We start from the raw sequence: 20,881 nt of genomic DNA, 5'->3' as shown, positions 1-20,881 counted from the left end.
CGCCGACCGGCGGCGCTTACCCCTTCGCGGCAGCGGCCGATGCCGCCACCGGCGCAGCCACCTTGCCGTAGTCGACCGGCTGGTCGGCCGGGCGCGGCGTCTCGCCGGCCCGCTCGATCCAGCCGCCGCCCAGTGCGCGGTACAGGTCGACGAGGCTGGTCCAGCGCGCGAGCCGCGCGGTGATCAGCGTCTGCTGCGCCGCGTACAGGTCGGTCTGCGCGGTCAGCACCGACAAGTAGCTGTCCACGCCGTTCTTGTAGCGCAGGTCCGACAGGTCGTAGCGGCGCTGCTGCGCGTGCTCGTTTCGTTCGAGCGCGCCGATCTGCTGGTCGTATGTGCCGCGCGCCGCAAGCCCGTCCGCCACTTCGCGGAACGCCGACTGGATCGCCTTCTCGTAGTTCGCGATCTCGATGCGCTTCTGCACGTTCGCGAGATCGAGATTGGCGAGGTTCGCGCCGCCCTCGAAGATCGGCATCGCGATCTGCGGCGCAAACGACCACGCCGCCGTGCCGGCCTTGAACAGCCCGCCGAGCGTCGGGCTCGCGGTGCCGAACGCGCCCGTCAGCGAGATGCGCGGGAAGAACGCCGCCCGTGCCGCGCCGATGTTCGCATTGGCCGCGAGCAGGTTCTGCTCGGCTTCCATGATGTCCGGACGACGCGTCAGCAGATCCGACGGCAACCCGGCCGGGATGTCGGTCAGGAAGTTCTGCGCGTCGAGCGGCATGCCCGCCGGCAGGTCGTCCGGCAGCGGCTCGCCGACGAGCAGCACCAGCGCGTTGAGCGCCTGCGCGCGCAGGCGCGCCTGCGACTGCTGATTCGCCTGCGCGGTCTCGACGATCGTCTGCGCCTGGCGCAGGTCGAGTTCCGAGCCCGTGCCGTTGTCGAACTTCAGTTTCGTCAGGTCGTACGACGCCTGCGCGGTCTTCAGCGTATCGTCCGTCACCTTCAGCAGGTCGTCGTACGCGAGCACCGTCAGATACTGGTCGGCGACCTGCGACACCAGCAGGATCTCCGACGCCTTGCGTGCCTGCGCGGTCGCGAAGTACTTCGCGAGCGCCTGGTCCTTCAGGCTCTGGAGCCGGCCGAACAGGTCGAGCTCCCACGATGCCTGCAGCCCGACGTTGTAGGCCGTCGAGATGTTGCGCCCCGGGATGGCCGTGAGCGCATTCGGCGTGCGCGTGCGATTGCCGGTGCCGACCGCGTCGAGCGTCGGCATCAGGTCCGCACGCGTGATCTGATATTGCGCACGCGCCGCCGCGACGTTCAGCACCGCGACCCGCAGGTCGCGGTTGTTCTTCAGCGCGATGTCGATCAGCCGCTGCAGGCGCGGATCGACGAAGAATTCGCGCCAGCCGATGTCGGTCGCCGCCTGGCCGTTCGCGCTGCGCGCGCCGGCCGCCGCGGCCGGCTGCGTCGCATAGACGCCGCCGGACGGGAACGCCTGCGAAACGGGCGCATCGGGCCGCGTGTAATGCGGCGCCATCGTGCAGCCCGTGGCGAAGAGCGCGGCGGCCAGTGCGACTGCGCTTGCAGTCAAAACGTGTTTTTGCATCATCACTGTCCCTTCTTCTCGTCGTCGCCGTGGTCGCCCTTCTCTGCCTGGTGCATGTGATCCTGCGCGAGGCGCAGCGCGACATCGGCATCCTCCTGCTCGCCGCTGAAGATCTGGCGTACCTTCACGAAGAACATCGGGATCATGAAGATCGCGAGGAACGTCGCGGTGATCATCCCGCCGATCACGCCGGTGCCGATCGCGTGCTGGCTCGCCGAGCCCGCGCCGTTGCTGATCGCGAGCGGCAGCACGCCGAGAATGAACGCGAGCGACGTCATCATGATCGGCCGCAGCCGCAGGCGCGCCGCTTCCAGCGCGGCCTCGATCGGCCCCATCTTCTCCGTTACCTGCAGCTCGCGCGCGAACTCGACGATCAGGATCGCATTCTTTGCGGACAGGCCCACCGTGGTCAGCAGGCCGACCTGGAAGAACACGTCGTTCTCGAGGCCGCGCAGCGTCGTCGCGAGCAATGCGCCGATCACGCCGAGCGGCACGACCATGATCACCGAGAACGGAATCGACCAGCTTTCATACAGCGCCGCGAGACACAGGAACACGACGAGGATCGAGATCGCATACAGGATCGGCGCCTGCGAGCCCGACTGGATTTCCTGGTACGACAGCCCCGTCCACGAGTAGCCGACGCCTTCCGGCAGCTTCTTCGCGAGCGCTTCCATCGCCGCCATCGCCTGGCCGGTCGACTTGCCCGGCGACGCCTGCCCCAGAATCTCGAACGACGAGACGCCGTTGTAGCGCTCCAGCTTCGGCGAGCCGTAGGTCCAGTGGCCGGTCGCGAACGCGCTGAACGGCACCATCCCGCCCGCGCCGTTGCGCACGTACCAGACGTTCAGGTCTTCCGGCGTCGTCCGGAACGGCGCGTCGGACTGCACGTAGACCTTCTTGATCCGGCCGTCGGTGTCGAGGAAGTTGTTCACGTACTTCGACGCCCACGCGATCGAGAACGTCTGGTCGATCGCATCCGGCGTCACGCCGAGCGCATCCGCCTTCTCGCGGTCGATGTCCACCTTGTACTGCGGCGTGTCGTTCAGGCCGTTCGGGCGCACCAGCGCGAGCAGCGGGTCCTTCGACGCCATCTCGAGCAACTGGTTGCGTGCTGCAATCAGCGCATCGTGGCCGAGACCGCCGTTGTCGGTCAGCTGGAAGTCGAAGCCGGACGCGTTGCCGAGCTCCCGAATCGACGGCGGATTGAACGGAATCACCATCGCATCCTTGTACTTCGCGTAATGCGCGGCGGTCCTTCGCAGCAGCGCCTGCACCTTCTGATCCGAACGCTGGCGCGCCGAGAAGTCCTTCAGCTTCACGAACACGAGGCCCGAGTTCTGGCCGCGACCCGCAAAGCTGAAGCCGTTCACGGTGAACACCGCGCCGACCACGTCCTTTTCCTGGGTCGTCAGGTAGTCGTTGATGTTCGCGAGCGTCTTCGCGGTCGTTTCCTGCGTCGAGCCGGACGGCGTCTGCACGATCACGAACATGTACCCCTGGTCCTCATCCGGCAGGAACGACTTCGGCAGGCGCGCGAACAGCAGGCCGACCGCGATGAGCACGGCCAGATAGATGACGAGCCAGCGCCCCGAGCGCTTGATCACGTGGTGCACGCCGACGTGGTACTGGTCGCGACTCTTGTCGAAGGTCCGGTTGAACCAGCCGAAGAAGCCCTTCTTCTCTTCGTGGTGGCCCTTCGGGATCGGCTTGAGGATCGTCGCGCACAGCGCCGGCGTCAGGATCAGCGCGACGAGCACCGACAGCACCATCGCCGATACGATCGTCAGCGAGAACTGACGATAGATCGCGCCGACCGAGCCGCCCGAGAACGCCACCGGCACGAACACCGCCGACAGCACGAGCGCGACGCCGACCAGCGCGCCGGTGATCTGGCCCATCGCCTTCTTGGTCGCCTCCTTCGGCGACAAGCCTTCCTCGACCATCACCCGCTCGACGTTCTCCACCACCACGATCGCATCGTCGACCAGGAGGCCGATCGCCAGCACGAGGCCGAACATCGACAGCGTATTGATCGAGAAGCCGACCGCCGCCATGATCGCGAACGTGCCGAGCAGCACGACCGGCACCGCGATCGTCGGAATGATCGTCGCCCGCAGGTTCTGCAGGAACAGGTACATCACGAGGAACACCAGCACGATGCCTTCGAGCAGCGTCTTGACCACTTCCTCGATCGACAGGCGCACGAACGGCGTCGTGTCGAACGGATAGTGGACGACGAGCCCGTGCGGGAAGTATCGCGACAGCTCCGCCACCTTCGCCTGGATCGCGTTCACGGTCGCCAGCGCGTTGGCGCCGGTCGCGAGCTGGATGCCGAGCCCGGCCGTGGGTTGCCCCATGTACTTCGTGTCGAAGTTGTAGTTTTCCGTCCCCAGCGACACCTTGGCGACATCCTTGACCCGCACCTGCGAGCCGTCCGGGTTGACCTTCAGCAGGATGTTGCCGAACTGCTCGGGCGTGCGCAGCAGCGTCGCCTCGGTGATGGTCGCCTGCAGCACGGTGCCGGGCTTCGCCGGCGTGCCGCCGAGCTGGCCGCCCGCGACCTGCACGTTCTGCGCGAGGATCGCGGCCGTGACGTCGGACGGCGTGAGGCCGTAGTTCGTCAGCTTGGTCGCATCGAGCCACACGCGCATCGCATATTGCGAACCGAGCAGCAGCGTCTGGCCGACGCCGTTGATGCGGCTGATCGGATCGAGCACGTGCGACGCGACGTAGTTCGTCAGGTCGTCCTTCGACATGCTGCCGTCTTCGGAATTGAACGCAATCCACAGCAGCCAGTTGCTGCTCGACTTCGTCACCGACATGCCGAGCTGCTGCACGACCTGCGGCAGGTTCGGCGTCGCGAGCGACAGCTTGTTCTGCACCTGCACCTGCGCGATGTCCGGGTTCGTGCCCGGCGCGAACGTGATCGTGATGGTCGCGTTGCCCGAGTCGTCGCTGGTCGACGACATGTACAGGAAGTTGTCGAGACCGCTCATCTGCTGCTCGATCACCTGCGTCACCGTGTCTTCCACGGTCTTCGCGGAAGCGCCCGGATAGTTCGCGGTGATCTGCACGGCCGGCGGCGCGATCGTCGGATACTGCGCGATCGGCAGCGTGAAGATCGACGCGACGCCGGCCAGCATCAGCACGATGGCGATCACCCATGCAAAGATCGGGCGATCGATGAAAAACTTGGCCATGAAACGGACTCCCTGTTAATGCGCGCTCGTTGCGGCCGCCGCGCTCGCGGCTGCGGCGCCCTGCGCCTGCGCAAGCTGGGCCGCAACGGTCTTCACGGTCGCGCCCGGACGCACCTTGTCGATGCCCTGCACGATCACCCGGTCGCCCGCCTGCAGGCCGCCTTCGACGACCCAGTTCTGCCCCTGCATGCCCGTCGTCGTCAGCGGACGCGGCGCGACCTTGTTGTCCGCGCCCACCACCAGCGCGACCGCCTGCCCCTTCTGGTCATGCGTGACGCCGATCTGCGGCACCAGGAACGCGTTCTCGTTCACGCCTTCCTCGATGCGCGCGCGCACGAACATCCCCGGCAGCAGCACGCGGTCCTTGTTCGGGAAGATCGCGCGGATCGTCACCGAGCCCGTCGCCTGATCCACCGTCACGTCCGAGAACTGCAGCTTGCCCGGCTCCGTGTACGTCTTGCCGTCCTCCAGGATCAGCGACACCTTCGCCGCCCCCGGGCCGCTCGTCTTGATCCGCCCGCTCTGCACGTCCTGGCGCAGCTTCAGTCCGTCGAGGCTCGACTGCGTCAGGTCCACGTACACCGGATCGAGCTGCTGCACCGTCGACATCAGCGTCGCCTGGCTCGCCTGCACGTACGCGCCCGGCGTGACCTGCGAGATGCCGACGCGGCCGGTGATCGGCGAAACCACGTCCGTATAGCCGAGGTTGATCTGCGCGGTGTCCACCGCCGCCTTGCCGGCCGCGACGTCCGCCGCCGCCTGCCCCTGCGCGGCGACCGCGTTGTCGTAGTCCTGCTTGCTGATCGCGTTCGCGCCCACCAGCACCTTGTAGCGCGCCACCAGTGCGTTCTGCGTCGCGAGGTTCGCCTGCGCCTTCGCGAGCGACGCCTTCGCGCTGTTCAGTTGCGCGAGGTACGGCGCCGGGTCGATCTTGTAGAGGCGCTGGCCGGCCTTGACGTCGGTGCCTTCGGTGAATTCACGGCGCAGCACGATGCCGTCGACCCGCGCGCGCACCTGCGCAACGAGGAACGCGTTGGTGCGGCCCGGCAGTTCGGTGAAGACCGGCACGGTTTCCGGCTGGACGGTGACGACGCCGACTTCCGGCGTTTGCGGCGGCGGTGCCGATTCTTTTTTCCCGCACGCGGCCAGGAAAACGGCGGCCGTCGCGACAGTGATTAAGCGGTATGGAACCCGTTCGACGCGCATGGAGCGACCTCTCACTAACAATGAATAACAACCAATCGGTTCTGGTTTTTCTTCAACAACGCCTGTGCCTGCCGGTTCCGTCCGGAACCCTGCATGCGAATTTCCCTCTGGTACATCCCTTTCCGGAGCGCATTGCTCACGCGACTCGGCCAATTCCTTCGCGGAATCGCGCAAGTCCGATAACGTCACTTATGTTTTTAGTAATCCTGATGTAATATTCAGCGTCGGTTCAGTTGCTTGACTCACGAGCATTCGTTCATCGGAGTCGACGCGTTTCGATATCGGCGTATGGATCAGCCGTCGCGTGTCGTTGCCCGGGCACCGGGCCTTCGCGTGATCGCCTCTGCTTCGTCAGGTTGCACCGCAGCATTCTGACCGATGCAGGCCGATCGATAAATGGGAAAACGCTGAGAACAGAATTCAGCAAAAGCGAACAATTCATCTGAAATCGCTCAGCCCGCAGCTTCCCGGAATCAGAAAAATCAACGAATCCCGCAACGCAGCGGAAATTGACGTTCCCGAAACGACGGTGCTACAGTTGCCACTCCTCGAAAGGACGCAACACGAGACGTCCTCACACCCATCACACAGGCAGCGCCCGAACTGCCGCTCCCCGCATCCGTTCCCGTTGCCCGGCACGCCGGGTATCCGCACGTCGCCCGGCCGACGCATCGACACCCGCGCCGGCCGCACGTTGCACCGTCACTTTCCACGGAGACGCGATGACACGCCGAATCGACCGACGAGCTTTCCTGATGTATGGCGCCTGCAGCGCAGTGCTGCCGCTCCTTGCCGCCTGCGGCGACGACACCGGCGCACCCGTAGCAGGACCGCGCGCCTCGGCAGCGCGGCTCGCGAAAAGCATCTCGCCGCCTCACACGTTCGACGAAAACGATCTGCTGATCCCCGGCTTCAAATTGAAGCTCGGCGACCTCATCGCGCAAATCGAGCAGTACCAGCCGGCCACGATCGTGAACATCGTCAGTGCGGCGCTGTCGGCGGATACGCTGCCGGGGCTCATCGCATTCGGCGAAGTCACGGTCAAGGCGCTCGCATCGTTCATTCCGATCGCCGGCCCGCTCGTCGGCGAAGTGCTGAACCTGCTGTTCAGCCGGCTCAACACGCTGTTCGAACACGCGCCGGACGAAGACGCGATGATCCGGCGCATCGCGACGCAAGAGATTTCGAAAAACAACGTCGAGATCATGCGGCAGGTTCTGACGGGCATCAATCGCGTCCTGCAGGACCTCACCGCATTCGCGCGAAGCGCGACGCCGCCCTATTCCACATCGATGATCGACAACATCACGGCGAAGTTCGAAGCGTTCGCGAGCATCTGCACCGCGCAGATTCCGATGTTCCTGATCAAGGGCTCCGAGTATCAGGGGCTGACGATGCACTCGCTCGCGGCGAGCGCGCAATTGTCGATGTACAGCGCGTACCTGTCGATGCGCCGCGAGCTCGCGCTCGCGCCCGACACGATCACCGCGCTGCTGCGCGAAATGCACGCGAAGATCTTCCAGTATCAGAACGACATGCAGGCGGTGCTCGCGAAGCATCTGGACACGCTGTCCGATCCGGCGAAGAAGAACGATTACGTTCGCAATTTCTATACGCTCGGCCATGCGAAATTTCTCGCGGCGGCGAAAACCTATTTCACGACGCTTCACGAGACGAAGATCGACTTTCGCAACTCGATGGAGATCTACACGAACGACGTCGTTCGAAAAACAGCCGACGCGACGCTCCCGTCACGCACGTCGTACCTGACCGACCTGCTTGCAATGTGCCACTGCGGCTACGGCGGCGATCCGCTCGTCGTCCGACTGAATCAGGCCTTCGTCGATGGCGACGGACGCGTGACGCACATCGACACGCAAGGCTGCACGGGCGGCTTCGACGGCGTGTCGGGCAAATTGCGCACGATTCAGCGCTCGTTCGCCGCGAATCAATCGAAGGGAGAATTGACGGACGGCCGCGGCTGCATCTGGAAGGCGGCGACCCGCGATACGCGCAACCTGTTTCTCACGATACAGATGCTCGGCGCGCTGCAAGTGCAGGACGGCACCGGCGCACGCTACTCGGCCGCCACCGACGGATATGGCAACGCGCTCGATCTGATCGACGATTCGAACGCGAACCAATCGTACTCGCCCGGCAATGCCGCGAAGCTCGAGCCCGGTTATTTCGTCTCGGCGTTCCTGACCCAGCCAGGCACGCATTCCGGCAAGACCTGCCGCGAAGATTCGGGCTACGGGTTTCCGTACGGCGGCATGGCGTTGCGCCACTACACGTCGGCCGCGCAGCTTGCGGAATTGCGCAGCGCCGATGTCGGTCTCGAACTCGACCTGACCTGCGGCTTCAGCCTGTCGGATTCCTCGACGCTCGGCGCACCGACAGGCTATGCGGACGTCATGATCGGCAAATCGATCCTCGTCGGCAAGAGCCTCACGTTCGTCGTGACGAACCGGACCACCGCCCCCATCGCATGCCGCTTGATTCCATTGCTCGCAGACGTCAAGACGGCCTCGGACGCGTTCGTCACGCTGACGCTGCTCGCGCAAGACAAAGCGCAGGTGCTCGGCTCGACGACGCTCGCCGCGCGCGACGGCGAGCCCGTGCTGCTGGGCGAAGACGGCCGCGCGTTCGCTTACTACGAAACCGCCGACGTCTTTTCGTTTGCGCCCGGCGTGAACTACGTGCGCGTCGCACGCAACGCGGATCTCGGCGACAACGCCTTTCGATTCGCGAGCCTGCTGGTCGTGCCGACGCGCACGTGACGAACGCGCGACGCCCTAGCCCGACGCGCGCGGCCCCAGCCGTTCGGCGAGAAACGCGACGAACGTGCGCAGCGTGACGAACCCTTCGCGGTGCTGCGGAAAGATCGCATTCAGTTGCAGCGCAGGCGGCGCGTAAGCGTCGAGCACCGGCACCAGCGCGCCGCTGTCGAGCGCCGCGCCGACGATGAAGTGCGGCAGCAGCGCGATGCCGAGCCCGGCGATGGCCGCGTCGCGCACGACTTCGCCGTTGTTCGCGACGAGCGGCCCCTGCACGTCGAAGGTCCGCGCCGAGCCGTCGACCCGGAACTCCCAGCCGACCCGCCGTTCGCGCCCGTACAGCAGGCACACGTGCTCGCCCAGGTCCGCCGGCGTCGCCGGCGCGCCGCGACGGCGCAGGTAGGCCGGGCTGCAGCACGCGATCATCCGCGACTGCCCGAGCGGGCGGGCAATCAGCGTCGAATCCTCGAGCGGGCCGATGCGCAGCGCGACGTCGAAGCCTTCGCCGATCAGGTCGACGCGCCGGTCGGTCAGGTCGAGATTGAGCCGCACGGCCGGATGCGCGGCCAGGAACTCGGCGATCAGCGGCGACAGGTGCGTGATCCCGAACGACAGCGGCGCGCTGATCTTCAGCGAGCCGTGCAGCTCGGTGCTGCGCGCCACCATCGCCTGCTCGGCGTCCGCCACTTCGGCGAGGATGCGCTGCGCGCGTTCATAGAACTCGTGCCCCGATTCGGTCACGGCCAGGTTGCGCGTGTTGCGGTGAAGCAGGCGCACGCCGAGCGCCGCCTCGAGCGCCATCGTCCGCCGGCTGACGAACTGCTTCGACAGCATCAGCTGGTCGGCGGCCGCGGTGAAGCTGCCCGCATCGACCGTCGCCACAAAAATCCGGAGATCGCCCAGTTCCATATTGTCCACCTGAATGTGACAGTCATTATCTCCAATGCGATTTATTTGTCAATTCGATTGACTTAAGATTCATCTCAACGATCGACCGAGCCCACTTCCGCGGTTCGGCGACTTTGAGGACAAGCAAAATGATTGAGATCCGAGCAGCAAACCAACGCGGCCGCGCCGAACATGGCTGGCTCAGTTCCCGTCACACGTTCTCGTTTGCGAATTACTACGATCCGCAGCAAGTCGGCTTCTCGGACCTGCTCGTGATCAACGACGACCGCGTGATGCCGGGCCACGGTTTCGGCACGCATCCGCACCGCGACATGGAGATCCTGTCGTACGTGCTCGACGGTGCGCTCGAGCACAAGGACTCGATGGGCACGGGCTCGGTGATCGTGCCGGGCGACGTGCAGCTGATGAGTGCGGGAACGGGCGTGCGCCACAGCGAGTTCAACCACTCGCGTGAAGCGCAGGTGCACTTCCTGCAGATCTGGGTCGGGCCGTCGGAGAAGGGCGCGCAGCCGCGCTATCAGCAGACGAACCTGCCGGCCGAAGACAAGCGCGGCAGGCTCGTGCTGGTCGTGTCGCCGGATGGCGCCGCCGGGTCGCTGAAGATCCGGCAGGACACGCGGATCTACGCCGGCCTGTTCGACGGCGACGAACGCGCGACGCTCGCGCTGCCGCCTGACCGGTTTGCGTACGTGCACGTCGCACGCGGCAGCGTGACGGTCAACGGCGTGACGCTCGGCGAAGGCGACGGTGCGCGCGTGCGCGGCGAAGAAGCGCTGACGTTCGCGGACGGCAAGGACGCCGAGGTGCTGGTGTTCGACCTGCGTCCGGTCGAAGTGACGGCCGAATGGGCGTGATGGCGTGATGCGCCGGAGGCAGGATTCCGGCGAAGGCCCCGCAGCGATGCGGGGCCTTTTGTTTTGACACGAACGTGAACGCCCGCGCTACGCCGCGAAGCGGTACCCGAAGATAACCGACAGGTTGGTGACAGTCGCACCCGGCAGAATCTGCCCGATGCCAAGCAATTGGCGCGGTCCATGTGCGCTTTGCGGGAAAGGGACGCCTCTGGAAAAAGCGCCCTCGGTCGCCGGTCAGCGGCTACGTTCCGCGCCGCCGTTGACCTGAATCACCTGCCCCGTGACATGCAGCGCGTCGGGCGACGCAAGCCAGCCGATCGTGTTCGCAATATCGTCCGGCGTGCCCGCGCGGCCGTTCAGCGCTTCCGCCACCTTGTCCTTGCGCTGCGCATCGGACAACGTCGCGCCGAAGAACTCCGTGTCCGCGACGAAGCCGGGCGCCACCGTGTTCACGGTCACGCCTTTGGGCCCCAGCGCCTTCGCGAGATCGGCGGTATACGGATGCAGCGCGGCCTTCGACGCGCCGTAGCAACCGACGCCCGAGCCGCGAAACGCGGCGATCGAACTCAGGAACACGATGCGCCCGCCCGGTTGGCGCAGATGCGGCAGCAGCGCTTCCGTCAGCAGCACCGCCGACAACGTGTTCTTGCGGAAGTTGTCGGTCCAGCGGCGCGCGACGCCCGCGAGGCCGTCCGCATAGGTGTCGGGCGGAGAATGCCGCAGCACGTGCCCGCCTGCCGCGTTGACGATCGCGTCGACCGTCGGGAATCGCGCGGTCAGCGTGCGCACGATCGCTTCCACCTGCTCCGGCATAGCAAGGTCCGCGACCAGCGGCACCACGCCCGGCGCATCCGGAAATGCCGTGCCGATCTGTTCGGCTGCGTGCGAGAGCACGTCGGCGCGACGCCCGACGATCGCCACCTGCGCGCCACGTTGCGCGAAATGGCGTGCGGTCGCGAAACCGATGCCGGTACCGCCGCCGCTGACTACGACTACCTGACTCATGTTCATTCCCCGTGTTGAAAGTAAGTGATCCGTATCGATCGATGCGGTTACCACGTCGCGGTGGAAAAACCCAGTGCGCGCGCCGGGTGCGCCCAGCGCATCGGTGCGCCGTCGACCCGCGCCGGCGCCCGCACGCGTTGCGCACTGCCCCAGCTCGTCTCCTCGATCCATGCGTCCAGGTCACCCGGCTCCTCGGGGGCGAGCAGCACGCGCTCCGGCGCCTGCAGGCCGCCCGACGACAGCAGCAGCGCCGTTCTCGCCAGCGATCCACGCGTTCGCGTGCCCACGTTGGTTGCCAGTCGGCGCGTCAGCCCGCGAAGCGCCGCGGCGGCGAGCAAATAACCGGTGCCGTGATCGAGCGCCTGCACGGGAAGCGGAACGGGACGATCCGCGCCCTTCACGCGCATCGCCGTCTCGACCAGGCCCGTGCTCGTCTGCACCAGGCTGTCGAAGCCCCTGCGCCCACGCCACGGCCCGCTCCAGCCATACGCGTCGAGCGACACGTCGACGAGCCCCGGATTGATCCGCCGCCGCTCGTCGGCGTCGAAGCCGAGGCGATCGAGCGCATCGGGCCGGTAGCCGTGAACCATCACGTCGGCGTCGCGAATCAGGCGCCGCAGCACCGCGCGCCCGTCTCCCGATTTCAGGTCGACGCGCGCGGAGCGCTTGCCTAGCACGACTTCGGGAACCGTGTTCGGTTCGTCCCAGTCGATCGGATCGATACGCAGCACGTCCGCGCCGAAGCCCGCGAGAAAGCGCGTCGCGACCGGCCCCGCGAGAATGCGCGTCAGGTCGAGCACGCGCACGCCCTGCAGCGGCCGCGCGGCCGGCACGGTCCACAGCGGCCGCGGCCCTTCGACACTCACCGCGTCGTGAATCAGCAAGGGCTCGGCCCGCACCGCGAGCCCCTGCGGATGCCGGGCCCATTCGTCCTGCGTGTGCATCGCCGCCGCACAGCCGCCCTGCTCGACCACCGCGGCCTCGAGTTCGTCTTTGCGCCAGCGCGCGACCGCCTGCGCGACGGCCGTCTTGTCGAGCGGCGTGCGCAGTACCGCAAGCACGGCGTCGCGATGGTGCGGTGCATTGGTATGCAGCCGGATCCAGCCGTCGGATGCACGGTAGTCGCCCGCGATCACGTCCCACTGCGGCGGCATTTCCCAGCCGCGCGGACGCAAGGACGTGCCGAACCACAGCGACACATAGCGCCGGTCGACTTCGACGGCGGGCAACGCGCCGTGTGCCCGCTGCACGAGCTCCGCGAGCGCGACGCTCGCCGCGCCGACCGCGGCCGACGCGAAATCGGTGACGGGAAAGACGGACGGCAACACGCCCGTGCCGGTGAACGTCAGGATGTTCAGACGATCGGCATCTCCGTTCAGCGCCTGCCAGACGTCACGTAGATAGGCGTCCGTGCATGCGCTGCCGGCCTGTTCGAGTGCCGATGTCGAAGCGTGTTCAGACATGACTCGTCCTGATTCGTATATGGGGTAAAAAAAGTCTATTCGTCGGCAACTTCGAGCGTCAATCTTGATTCAGCGAATCAAGATATCTTTTTACGCAACGGCCATTTTCAAGCAATGGCGGACCGGCAAGTCGACAAATCTCCGTGACTTTGCATAGCGCATCGCCCTTCGGATCAATCAGACAATGAGACCGCTTGGTATCTATTCAAAAATACCAAACGGAATCCGTAATACACATTCAATCGAATCGGCTTGCATCACCCCGCCGCGTACCGGCCAACGCGCAGACCTGTTCGACATTAGTAGACCCCATCTACTCGCTGAAACGCGAATCACCGCCGCCGCGCGCATCGACCACCGGCCATCGGACGCCATGTCCCGGAGCGCATGCCCGCGCATCGTCCTGCCGATCGCCTGACCGCTTGACAAGCCACGCGGGTTCGACGATTATTTGCGTGATACTCATCCGTATCATTTAAATACACAAAATTCTGTCTGCGTGCGCATCCCCGATTACTCGCCTTTTCGGCCGCATTTCCGACGGCCCGGGAAGGCAGGCAACGAATGCTTCGTAAGCAGCCACATCGCAGGGCCCGTGAGAACCTGAGAGAAGACGCAAGACCGGGCAGCGTCAGGGGCGAGGCAACACAACAACAGGGCACAGCCCAAGTCAGCAATGACAGCCTCGCCCCCTGCCGGCGTCGAATCCCGCCGCGCCGGCGCCAACCACTCCACGTCAGCCCCCTGCGCCGCCAGCAGCGCGAGATGATCGACCAAGGAGTCGATCCGGATTCCGCGCGCATCCTTCTGCATTACTTATGATGCGCAGCCCCCCCCGATACTTCGCCACCCCTTTTTATTTCATTACGACGCATCGTGTAAGATCGGCCCGCTTCATATCAGATCGACAATTACAAAAATCAATCAAATAAATTACAATCATAATATCCGCTGTAAAATCAGTAATTAAAAAGAAATTTACGGACGAGCACACCATGCAAGAGGAAATTGTGGTATCGCGTACCGCTGCCGGATCGGCATGCGAAGACGCATGTCGAGGAAATGTGCTGGACGCCGCATTGACGCTTCCGCTTCATCAGGCGATTTCGCTGCTTTGCGACACCGTGGACCTCGACGAGCGCGTCGATGCCCATCCTGACTGGAGCCAGCGCCTGCTGTCCCGGGTTCGATCCGAACTCGGCAAGGCGCTCGAGCAGCGCGACGAGCAAGCGCTGGCGGAAGTCCACGGGGCGCTGTTTGCGCTTTACGACCTGCACACGTGCGACGGAACGGAACCGCGTGCGATCAACCAGTTCAACCCGACGCTCACGCAAGTGCGACGCCATATCGAACGCGCATGGCTCGACAGCGAAGGCCGGCGCCTGGCTGTCGCCGCCCCTGCCGCGCCCGACGGCCGTTCGATCGTCGAGGCGATCAAGCGCATGTGGTCGCAGCACGCGGTCGTGTCGCATCCTCTGTTCGACTTCCTCGAAAAAGAGGCGTCGCGCGAGCAGATCGTCGCGTTCTTTCGGAGCGACAGCGCGCTCAACCTGCGCTTCTTCGACCTGCTCCTCTATGCCATGATCGGCGCGCGCAGCGAGGCCCGCACCGAACTGGCGCAGAACATTTGGGACGAAGCGGGGCGCGGCGATGCGGTACAAAGCCACGTGAACCTGTTCCAGCATCTGCTGAACGTCGTCGGCGTCGGGCCGGCCGACGACAACCACGCGAGCGTGTTGGGATGGGAAGGGCTCGCGGGCCACAATCAGTTCATGCTGGCCTGCGTCAATCGCGCCCATTACTTCAAGCTGCTGGGTGTGATGGCGATCACCGAGCTGCTCGACCCCGCGCAGTATGAAAAACTCGTCAACGGGTGCAGGCGGGTCGGGCTGGGCAGCGAAGGCGAATTGAGCTACTACGACGAGCACATCACGATCGACGTCGTTCACGGCGACGGCTGGCTGACCAACGTGATCACGCCGATCGTCGACCAGTCGCCGGCGATCGCCGGCGACATCCTGTTCGGCGCCGCGTGGCGGCTGTCGAGCTGCGACGCCTACTACAGCGCGCTGCACGCGAGATTGCTGGCACTGCCGATGCTGCACGGCCAGGCTGCCTGACGACGTACCGCGCATGCGCCACCGGGCGCACGGCCTCGCTCAGGCGCGCCGTGCGCCGCGCGGCTTCGACGCCGCGCCGCCGTGCTCCTCGATCAGCTTCTTCGCGACCTCCCACGCATCCTGCGCGGCGTGATCGCGATCCCCGGCCACCGCCGCGATGGTCGCCCCGTCGAGGAGCATCACGATCTGCCGGGCCACGCGCTCCGCGGCGGCCGGCTCGACGAGGTCGATCATCAGGCCCTGGACGAACAGGCGCAAGTTCGCCTTCTGTGCGACCGAGATGCGGATGATCTCGCCCGAGTCGGAATGAAATTCGGATAACGCACCAACGAACATGCACCCCGCGAAATCACGCGCCCTGAACCAGCGGCCATGCCAGTCGAACAGTTCCTGCAAGCGCTCGATCGGCGTTCCCCTGGTGCTGACCGCCTGCGTCATGGAGGCCAGCGCCTGATGCGCCCGCTGCGTCAGGACTTCGGAAATGAGGTCGTTCTTGGTCGGGAAATTGCGGAACAGCGTCATCTTCGCGACGCCCGACTCCTTGATGATCCGGTCGGTGCCGACGGCGTGGTAGCCATGTTCTGCAAATAGGCGTGTCGCCGTATCGATGATGTCCTGTCGCTTGGTGCTCATGGGTGTGACCTTTCCGCTGGGCCGACGGCGAGAGAGTCCGGACCCAGGATCGCCGCGATTATAAATGGATCGGTCTGCCCGCCGCCACGCTGCGGCAATTCGCGCGAGACGTCGATGACGATGCGCGATGCGCTGCGCGACACGCGTGCCGCGCAACGCGGCGGCCGCTACTGCCCCGGCGACGGCGCGGCGCCGTTGGTGGCCTTGGCGCCGTCCGCCTTGCCTGCGCCGTTTTGCGGGCTCTGCGGATAGGTCAGCCGATAGCCGTCCTTCTCGATGGCGCCCAGATCCTGGTTGCGCTTTTCCCGAGCGGCCTTGCGCGCCGCCTTGCGCTGCGCCTTGCTGACTTCCTTGGGCGTCGGCTTGGCCATCGGTGCGGCTTCCGTCGCCGCATCCTGCGCAAACGCGATCGGCGCGCCCGCCAGCGCAAGGCCGATCGATGCCGCCATTGCCACCGAGACAATGCGAATCCTGTTCATGCTCGAAACTCCTTGACGATAGTCGATCGTCGCTCGAACGCCGCTGCGGATGCAAACGGCGGGCGGCGATACGCGTGTCTTCTTTTATACAAGCCGCGCAGACGCGGCGCAATTGTCCGGCGAACATACACCCGGCCCGCCGTCATCGTGCAGCGCGCACATTCTCCGACAGATCCGCCCGCAAGTCAGGACGCCCGCCTGCGGACGATGTCGGCCAGCTCGCCAAGGTCGCGCCGGACCGCGTCCTTGCCCAGGCTCGACCACGCGTCGAACGACGTCGTTCCGCTCACCGCGCCGACAAAGCCGGTGCCGGCCCGTTCGGCGGCTTGCGCGTCGACTGCGTGGTCGCCGACATAAAGCGCCGACGACGCCGGCACCGCGAGCCGCGACAGCGCCAGCACGAGCCCCTCCGGGTCCGGCTTGTGACGTTGCACGTCCTCGCCGCCGACGATCACGTCGATCGACGCGCGCAAGTCCGCGACATCGAGGATCGCTTCGATGCGGTAGCGAAACTTGCTCGAAACGATCGCGGTCGCCACGCCGCGCTCGCGCAGCCGCGCGAGCAGGCCGGGCACCTCCGGGTAGATCTTCGTCGACGCAACCATGACCTCGTCCGCCCGCGCCACGAACCGGCGCGCGAACTCGTCTGCCGGCTCCGGCCGGTCGTCCGCGGTCAACGCATGGAACATCGCCTGCAACGGCAGGCCGATCACCGGACGGATCTGCTCGCTCGCCGCGGCGTCGTGCCCGAGCTCGCGCAGCGCATGCTGCGTGCAGTCGATGATGCCTGCGGACGAGTCGGCCAAGGTCAGGTCGAAATCAAAGATGACGGCATCGATATCCATGCGTGAACTCCGGATCATGTGTGCGCGAGGGTGGAAGTTGTGCGGTTCATTGCGGCTGCAGCATCCGCCGGATGATCAGCCTGAGCATCTGCGTGTTCGCCTTCATCTTGAAGCCGGGCTCGGACGCCACGCGCATGAACGCGCCTTCCGTGAGCGCGAGCAGCCAGGTGGCGGTCAGGTCCGGCTTCAGGGTCCGGTCGATGCGCCCTTGGGCGATGCCGCGCTTGACCAGCGCGGCCAGCCGGCCCTTCACGAGCGACTCGTTCGCGGCGAACAGCGCCGCGATGTCCTCGTTGCGCGTCGCCTCGACGCTGATTTCGACGGTGATGCGCACATGGACGGGGTCGCTCGCGAGCTGCATGAACTCGAGCGCGATTTCCTCGATCGCGGTGACCGCGTCTTCCGTGTCGAACCATTTCGCGAAGATGTCGACCGCGATGCGCTGGTCCTCCAGCGCAATCGCCTCGATGATCGACGCCTTGGTCGGGAAGTAGTGGAACAGGTTGCCGGGGCTCATGCCCGCGGCCGAGCAGATCGATGCCGTCGACGTGCCGTGAAAGCCGTTGCGCGCGAAACACTCGATCGCGGCATCCAGGATCTGACGCCGCTTCGCTTCGGCTTTTTCCGGATCGATCTTTCTCAAAGTGAACTCCCTGCTGGACGTTGGCTCGAATCTTTAATAGACTGACTACTCGATCTATTATCAAACGACGGCGGACACGCGTCAAGCCGCCGATCCGAGGGCGAAAAATTGAAACGACCGACCGTCATCCGCATCGTGGTCGCCGTGGTTCTGGTGCCGCTCGTCGCGTTCGGCGCCTGCGCGCTGCGCGGCCTGTCCGACTTCGAACTGAAGCAGGACGCGCGCGCGTCGACGTTGACGTTCCGTTCGGGCAGCGCCGAGCTGGCGGGCACGCTGGTACTGCCGGCCCGCGTGCCCGACGCGCCGATCGCGCTGCTGATCCATGGCGACGGGCCGCGCGACCGCTTCTCGGAAGACGCGTACCTGCCGCTCGTCAACAGCCTGCTCGACGCCGGCATCGGCGTGTTCACGTGGGACAAGCAGGGCATCGGCAAGAGCGGCGGCGACTGGCTCGCGCAATCGATGCAGGACCGGGCCGCCGAAACGATCGCCGCGATGGCGCGCGTGCGCGCTGCGGTCGGCCCTGCGCCCCGGATCGGCCTGCTCGGCTTCTCGCAGGGCGGCTGGGTGATCCCGCGCGTCGCGAACGAAATCCGTCCCGCGTTCTCGGTGATCGTCGGCGGCGCCGTCAACTGGCGCCGGCAAGGCGTCTACCTGACCCGGCAGCGCATGCAGCGCGAAGGCGCGGCGCCGGACCGGATCGACGCGCACGTCGCCGCCGAACTGAAGTCGAACGACGCGATCTTCGGCCGCCCGGGCGTGCGCGCCGACCCGCGCGCGCGCCCCGACATCGAACCGCGCCGCTTCGGCTTCATCGCGCGCAATTACGCGGAAGACGCGTCGCGCGCGCTCGCGACGATGCAGGGCCCCGTGCTCGCCGTGTGGGGCGGGCAGGACCGCAACGTCGATCCGGTCGACGACGCGAACGCGTACGGCCGTGCGTTCGGCAGTCGCACCGACCGGCGAATCGTGATGGTGCCCGACGCGACGCACGCGCTGCTGCGCGCGCGCTGGTTCGACTATCAGCTCGAATCCGACTGGCCGGCATGGAAGAAGCTCCTGTTCATGGGTCTCGGGCGCCGCGCGTACGAGCCCGGCGCGCTCGACACGATCGCCGGCTGGATCAACGCGCAGTGAACCCGCGGCGGCTTGCATGCGCGCCGGCCGACAACCGGGCAACGGACCGGCGCCTTCTGCAGTACTCTGCTCACTTCCCGCACGGTGTCGCTCACGAAGCGCGCCGGCGCTTTTCCCCATCCGCGGCTCCGGCATACGCACCGGCGCCGCGCCAAGGAGATACTGGATGTTTTCGTGGTTCGAACGGCGCTTGCCGACCTTTCCTCTCGAGGACCCCGTCACCCCGCCCAAGGGGTTTTTCGCGTTCGTCTGGGCGTGCACGCGAGGTGCGCGCGGCTGGGTGTTCCTGATCGCGCTGACGTCGGCCGCGCTGGCCGCGTACGAAGCGGCGCTCTTCGCGATGATGGGACACGTGGTGGACTGGCTGTCGTCCCCGACGCCCGCCGATTTCCGCAACCGGCATCTCGGCACGCTGCTCGCGTATGCCGGCGTCCTGCTCGGCAGCGTGCCGCTGATCGGCCTGCACACGATGGCGAAGCACCAGGCACTGGCGATCAATTTCCCGATGCGGCTGCGCTGGCTGTTTCACCGGCTGATGCTCGACCAGAGCCTGTCGTTCTACGCGAACGAATTCGCGGGCCGCGTCACGACCAAGATCATGCAGACCGCGCTGGCGGTTCGCGATGCGCTGTTCATGACGGTGGACGTGCTCGTCGGCGTGGCCGCCTACCTGATCGGCATCCTGCTGTTGGCCGCCAGCTTCGAGTGGCGGCTGATGATTCCGTTCGCCGTCTGGGCGATCGGCTACGCCGCCGCGTGCTGGTACTTCGTGCCGCGCCTCGGCCAGGTCGGCAGCGAGCAGGCCGATGCGCGCGCGATGATGACGGGCCGCATCACCGATGCGTATTCCAACATCGCGACCGTGAAGCTGTTCGCGCACACGCGGCGCGAGGCCGACCACGCGCGACACGCGATGGAGGCGTTCAAGGCCACCGGCAATGCGCAGATGCGTCTCGTCAGCGCGTTCGAGGTCACCAATCACGTGATGACCACCGCGCTGCTGGTCGGCTCGACCGGTCTCGCACTCCATCTGTGGGCGCAGGGCGAGGCGAGCGCGGGCGTGGTCGCGGCGGTGATCGCGATGGCGCTGCGGCTGTCCAGCTATTCGCATTGGGTGATGTGGGAGATGACCGAGCTGTTCGAGAACGTCGGCACGATCCAGGACGGCATCACGACGCTGACGAAGGTGCGCGCCGTCGTCGACCGGCCGGACGCGCGGCCGCTCGTCGTACGGCGCGGCGAGATCGTGTTCGACACCGTGCGCTTCTCGCACGAGGACAACGGCAAGCCGGTATTCGACGGCCTGACGCTCACGATCCGGCCCGGCGAGCGCATCGGCCTGATCGGCCGTTCGGGCGCGGGCAAGTCGACGCTCGTCAACCTGCTGCTGCGCTTTTACGACGTGGGCGGCGGCCGCATCCTCATCGACGGGCAGGACATCGCCCACGTGACGCAGGACAGCCTGCGCAGCGCGATCGGCATGGTCACGCAGGACACGTCGCTGCTGCACCGAACGATGCGGGAGAACATTCTCTACGGCCGCCCGGACGCGAGCGAAAACGACATGCGGGACGCGGCGGCGCGGGCCGAAGCGGCGGACTTCATCGAACGGCTGGGCGATCGCCACGGGCGCAAGGGCTACGACGTCGAGGTCGGCGAGCGCGGCGTGAAGCTGTCCGGCGGTCAGCGCCAACGGGTCGCCATCGCGCGCGTGATGCTCAAGGACGCGCCGATCCTCGTGCTCGACGAGGCGACCAGCGCGCTCGACTCCGAGGTCGAAGCCGCGATCCAGCACAGCCTCGGCAGCCTGATGGGCGGCAAGACCGTGATCGCGATCGCGCACCGCCTGTCCACCATCGCGGCGATGGACCGGCTGATCGTGCTCGACGAAGGCCGCATCGTCGAGGAAGGCACGCACCAGCAGCTGCTGCAGGCGGGCGGCATCTATGCGGCGCTGTGGGCGCATCAGAGCGGCGGGTTCCTGGGTGAAACGGCGGAGGCGGTGCAGTAGCCGGCGCGCCCTGCCGGTCTTCCATTCACGCGGCGATCGCAACG

At 66.1% G+C, this 20,881-nt stretch carries 15 protein-coding genes; 5 read left to right on the top strand and 10 right to left on the bottom strand.

Going from position 1 to position 20,881, the window contains the following annotated elements; all coding sequences use genetic code 11:
* Positions 1-16 precede the first annotated feature (16 nt).
* Genes HWX31_RS08450 through HWX31_RS08440 form a run of 3 tightly spaced genes read right to left on the bottom strand, consistent with a single transcriptional unit; the run spans position 17 to position 5,961 of the window.
* Entirely contained in the window at positions 17-1,555 is a 1,539-nt protein-coding gene (locus HWX31_RS08450) for an efflux transporter outer membrane subunit (RefSeq protein ID WP_174959220.1), read from the bottom strand.
* Complete coding sequence (locus tag HWX31_RS08445; protein WP_175933893.1) at positions 1,555-4,755, bottom strand: efflux RND transporter permease subunit; 3,201 nt, start codon at positions 4,753-4,755, stop codon at positions 1,555-1,557. Before HWX31_RS08445 ends, HWX31_RS08450 begins: the two co-directional genes overlap by 1 nt.
* Before the next feature lie 15 nt (positions 4,756-4,770).
* Entirely contained in the window at positions 4,771-5,961 is a 1,191-nt protein-coding gene (locus HWX31_RS08440) for an efflux RND transporter periplasmic adaptor subunit (protein WP_174959224.1), read from the bottom strand.
* 722 nt (positions 5,962-6,683) lie between these two features.
* Here HWX31_RS08440 and HWX31_RS08435 point away from each other — a divergent pair.
* A complete protein-coding gene (locus HWX31_RS08435; RefSeq protein WP_175933892.1) occupies positions 6,684-8,741 on the top strand; it encodes an insecticidal delta-endotoxin Cry8Ea1 family protein in 2,058 nt (685 codons plus the stop codon).
* 15 nt (positions 8,742-8,756) lie between these two features.
* On the opposite strand, the gene HWX31_RS08430 is transcribed toward HWX31_RS08435, so the two are convergent.
* Complete coding sequence (locus HWX31_RS08430; protein ID WP_059751345.1) at positions 8,757-9,647, bottom strand: LysR family transcriptional regulator; 891 nt, start codon at positions 9,645-9,647, stop codon at positions 8,757-8,759.
* 128 nt (positions 9,648-9,775) lie between these two features.
* Here HWX31_RS08430 and HWX31_RS08425 point away from each other — a divergent pair, with 128 nt between their 5' ends.
* A complete protein-coding gene (locus tag HWX31_RS08425) occupies positions 9,776-10,501 on the top strand; it encodes a pirin family protein (protein ID WP_059491146.1) in 726 nt (241 codons plus the stop codon).
* A gap of 234 nt (positions 10,502-10,735) precedes the next feature.
* Here the strand turns inward: HWX31_RS08425 and HWX31_RS08420 are convergent, their stop codons facing one another.
* Complete coding sequence (locus tag HWX31_RS08420; RefSeq protein ID WP_174959228.1) at positions 10,736-11,506, bottom strand: SDR family NAD(P)-dependent oxidoreductase; 771 nt, start codon at positions 11,504-11,506, stop codon at positions 10,736-10,738.
* Between the two features lie 47 nt (positions 11,507-11,553).
* Complete coding sequence (locus HWX31_RS08415) at positions 11,554-12,969, bottom strand: CoA transferase (RefSeq protein WP_174959230.1); 1,416 nt, start codon at positions 12,967-12,969, stop codon at positions 11,554-11,556.
* Positions 12,970-14,048: 1,079 nt separating this feature from the next.
* Between HWX31_RS08415 and HWX31_RS08410 the strand changes: the two genes are divergently transcribed.
* Positions 14,049-15,089 carry an iron-containing redox enzyme family protein gene (locus HWX31_RS08410; protein ID WP_174959232.1) on the top strand — a complete coding sequence of 347 codons (1,041 nt, stop codon included), beginning with the start codon at positions 14,049-14,051 and terminating at the stop codon, positions 15,087-15,089.
* Between the two features lie 39 nt (positions 15,090-15,128).
* Here HWX31_RS08410 and HWX31_RS08405 read toward each other — a convergent pair whose 3' ends face one another.
* The 4 genes from HWX31_RS08405 to HWX31_RS08390 all read right to left on the bottom strand — a co-directional run bounded on the left by HWX31_RS08405 (position 15,129) and on the right by HWX31_RS08390 (position 17,689).
* Positions 15,129-15,878, bottom strand: a complete 750-nt coding sequence (locus HWX31_RS08405; protein ID WP_244143684.1) for a TetR/AcrR family transcriptional regulator — start codon at positions 15,876-15,878, stop codon at positions 15,129-15,131.
* 11 nt (positions 15,879-15,889) lie between these two features.
* Positions 15,890-16,201 (bottom strand): hypothetical protein, encoded by a 312-nt coding sequence (locus tag HWX31_RS08400; RefSeq protein WP_174959234.1) that lies wholly within the window; start codon positions 16,199-16,201, stop codon positions 15,890-15,892.
* A gap of 185 nt (positions 16,202-16,386) precedes the next feature.
* On the bottom strand, positions 16,387-17,046 hold the full coding sequence (locus tag HWX31_RS08395; protein ID WP_174959236.1) for an HAD family hydrolase: 660 nt from the start codon (positions 17,044-17,046) through the stop codon (positions 16,387-16,389).
* Between the two features lie 46 nt (positions 17,047-17,092).
* Positions 17,093-17,689, bottom strand: coding sequence for a TetR/AcrR family transcriptional regulator (locus HWX31_RS08390; RefSeq protein WP_174959238.1), 597 nt, complete (start codon positions 17,687-17,689; stop codon positions 17,093-17,095).
* 108 nt (positions 17,690-17,797) lie between these two features.
* Between HWX31_RS08390 and HWX31_RS08385 the strand changes: the two genes are divergently transcribed.
* Positions 17,798-18,826, top strand: coding sequence for an alpha/beta hydrolase family protein (locus HWX31_RS08385; protein ID WP_174959240.1), 1,029 nt, complete (start codon positions 17,798-17,800; stop codon positions 18,824-18,826).
* 166 nt (positions 18,827-18,992) lie between these two features.
* The gene (locus tag HWX31_RS08380) at positions 18,993-20,837 is read left to right on the top strand and encodes an ABC transporter ATP-binding protein (protein ID WP_174959242.1); all 1,845 of its coding nucleotides are present in this window, start codon (positions 18,993-18,995) and stop codon (positions 20,835-20,837) included.
* The last annotated feature ends 44 nt before the right edge of the window (positions 20,838-20,881 follow it).

It is taken from the genome of Burkholderia ubonensis, from assembly GCF_902833085.1.
GTDB lineage: Bacteria > Pseudomonadota > Gammaproteobacteria > Burkholderiales > Burkholderiaceae > Burkholderia > Burkholderia ubonensis.
This window is presented reverse-complemented; position numbering and strand designations above follow the sequence as displayed.

Excerpts from the sequence above, each read along its gene's own strand:
- HWX31_RS08450 (WP_174959220.1), bottom strand. The coding sequence starts at position 1,555 with ATGATGCAAAAACACGTTTTGACTGCAAGCGCAGTCGCACTGGCCGCC.
- HWX31_RS08425 (WP_059491146.1), top strand. The coding sequence starts at position 9,776 with ATGATTGAGATCCGAGCAGCAAACCAACGCGGCCGCGCCGAACATGGC.
- HWX31_RS08445 (WP_175933893.1), bottom strand. The coding sequence starts at position 4,755 with ATGGCCAAGTTTTTCATCGATCGCCCGATCTTTGCATGGGTGATCGCC.
- HWX31_RS08400 (WP_174959234.1), bottom strand. The coding sequence starts at position 16,201 with ATGAACAGGATTCGCATTGTCTCGGTGGCAATGGCGGCATCGATCGGC.
- HWX31_RS08435 (WP_175933892.1), top strand. The coding sequence starts at position 6,684 with ATGACACGCCGAATCGACCGACGAGCTTTCCTGATGTATGGCGCCTGC.
- HWX31_RS08380 (WP_174959242.1), top strand. The coding sequence starts at position 18,993 with ATGTTTTCGTGGTTCGAACGGCGCTTGCCGACCTTTCCTCTCGAGGAC.
- HWX31_RS08395 (WP_174959236.1), bottom strand. The coding sequence starts at position 17,046 with ATGGATATCGATGCCGTCATCTTTGATTTCGACCTGACCTTGGCCGAC.
- HWX31_RS08415 (WP_174959230.1), bottom strand. The coding sequence starts at position 12,969 with ATGTCTGAACACGCTTCGACATCGGCACTCGAACAGGCCGGCAGCGCA.
- HWX31_RS08430 (WP_059751345.1), bottom strand. The coding sequence starts at position 9,647 with ATGGAACTGGGCGATCTCCGGATTTTTGTGGCGACGGTCGATGCGGGC.
- HWX31_RS08420 (WP_174959228.1), bottom strand. The coding sequence starts at position 11,506 with ATGAGTCAGGTAGTCGTAGTCAGCGGCGGCGGTACCGGCATCGGTTTC.
- HWX31_RS08440 (WP_174959224.1), bottom strand. The coding sequence starts at position 5,961 with ATGCGCGTCGAACGGGTTCCATACCGCTTAATCACTGTCGCGACGGCC.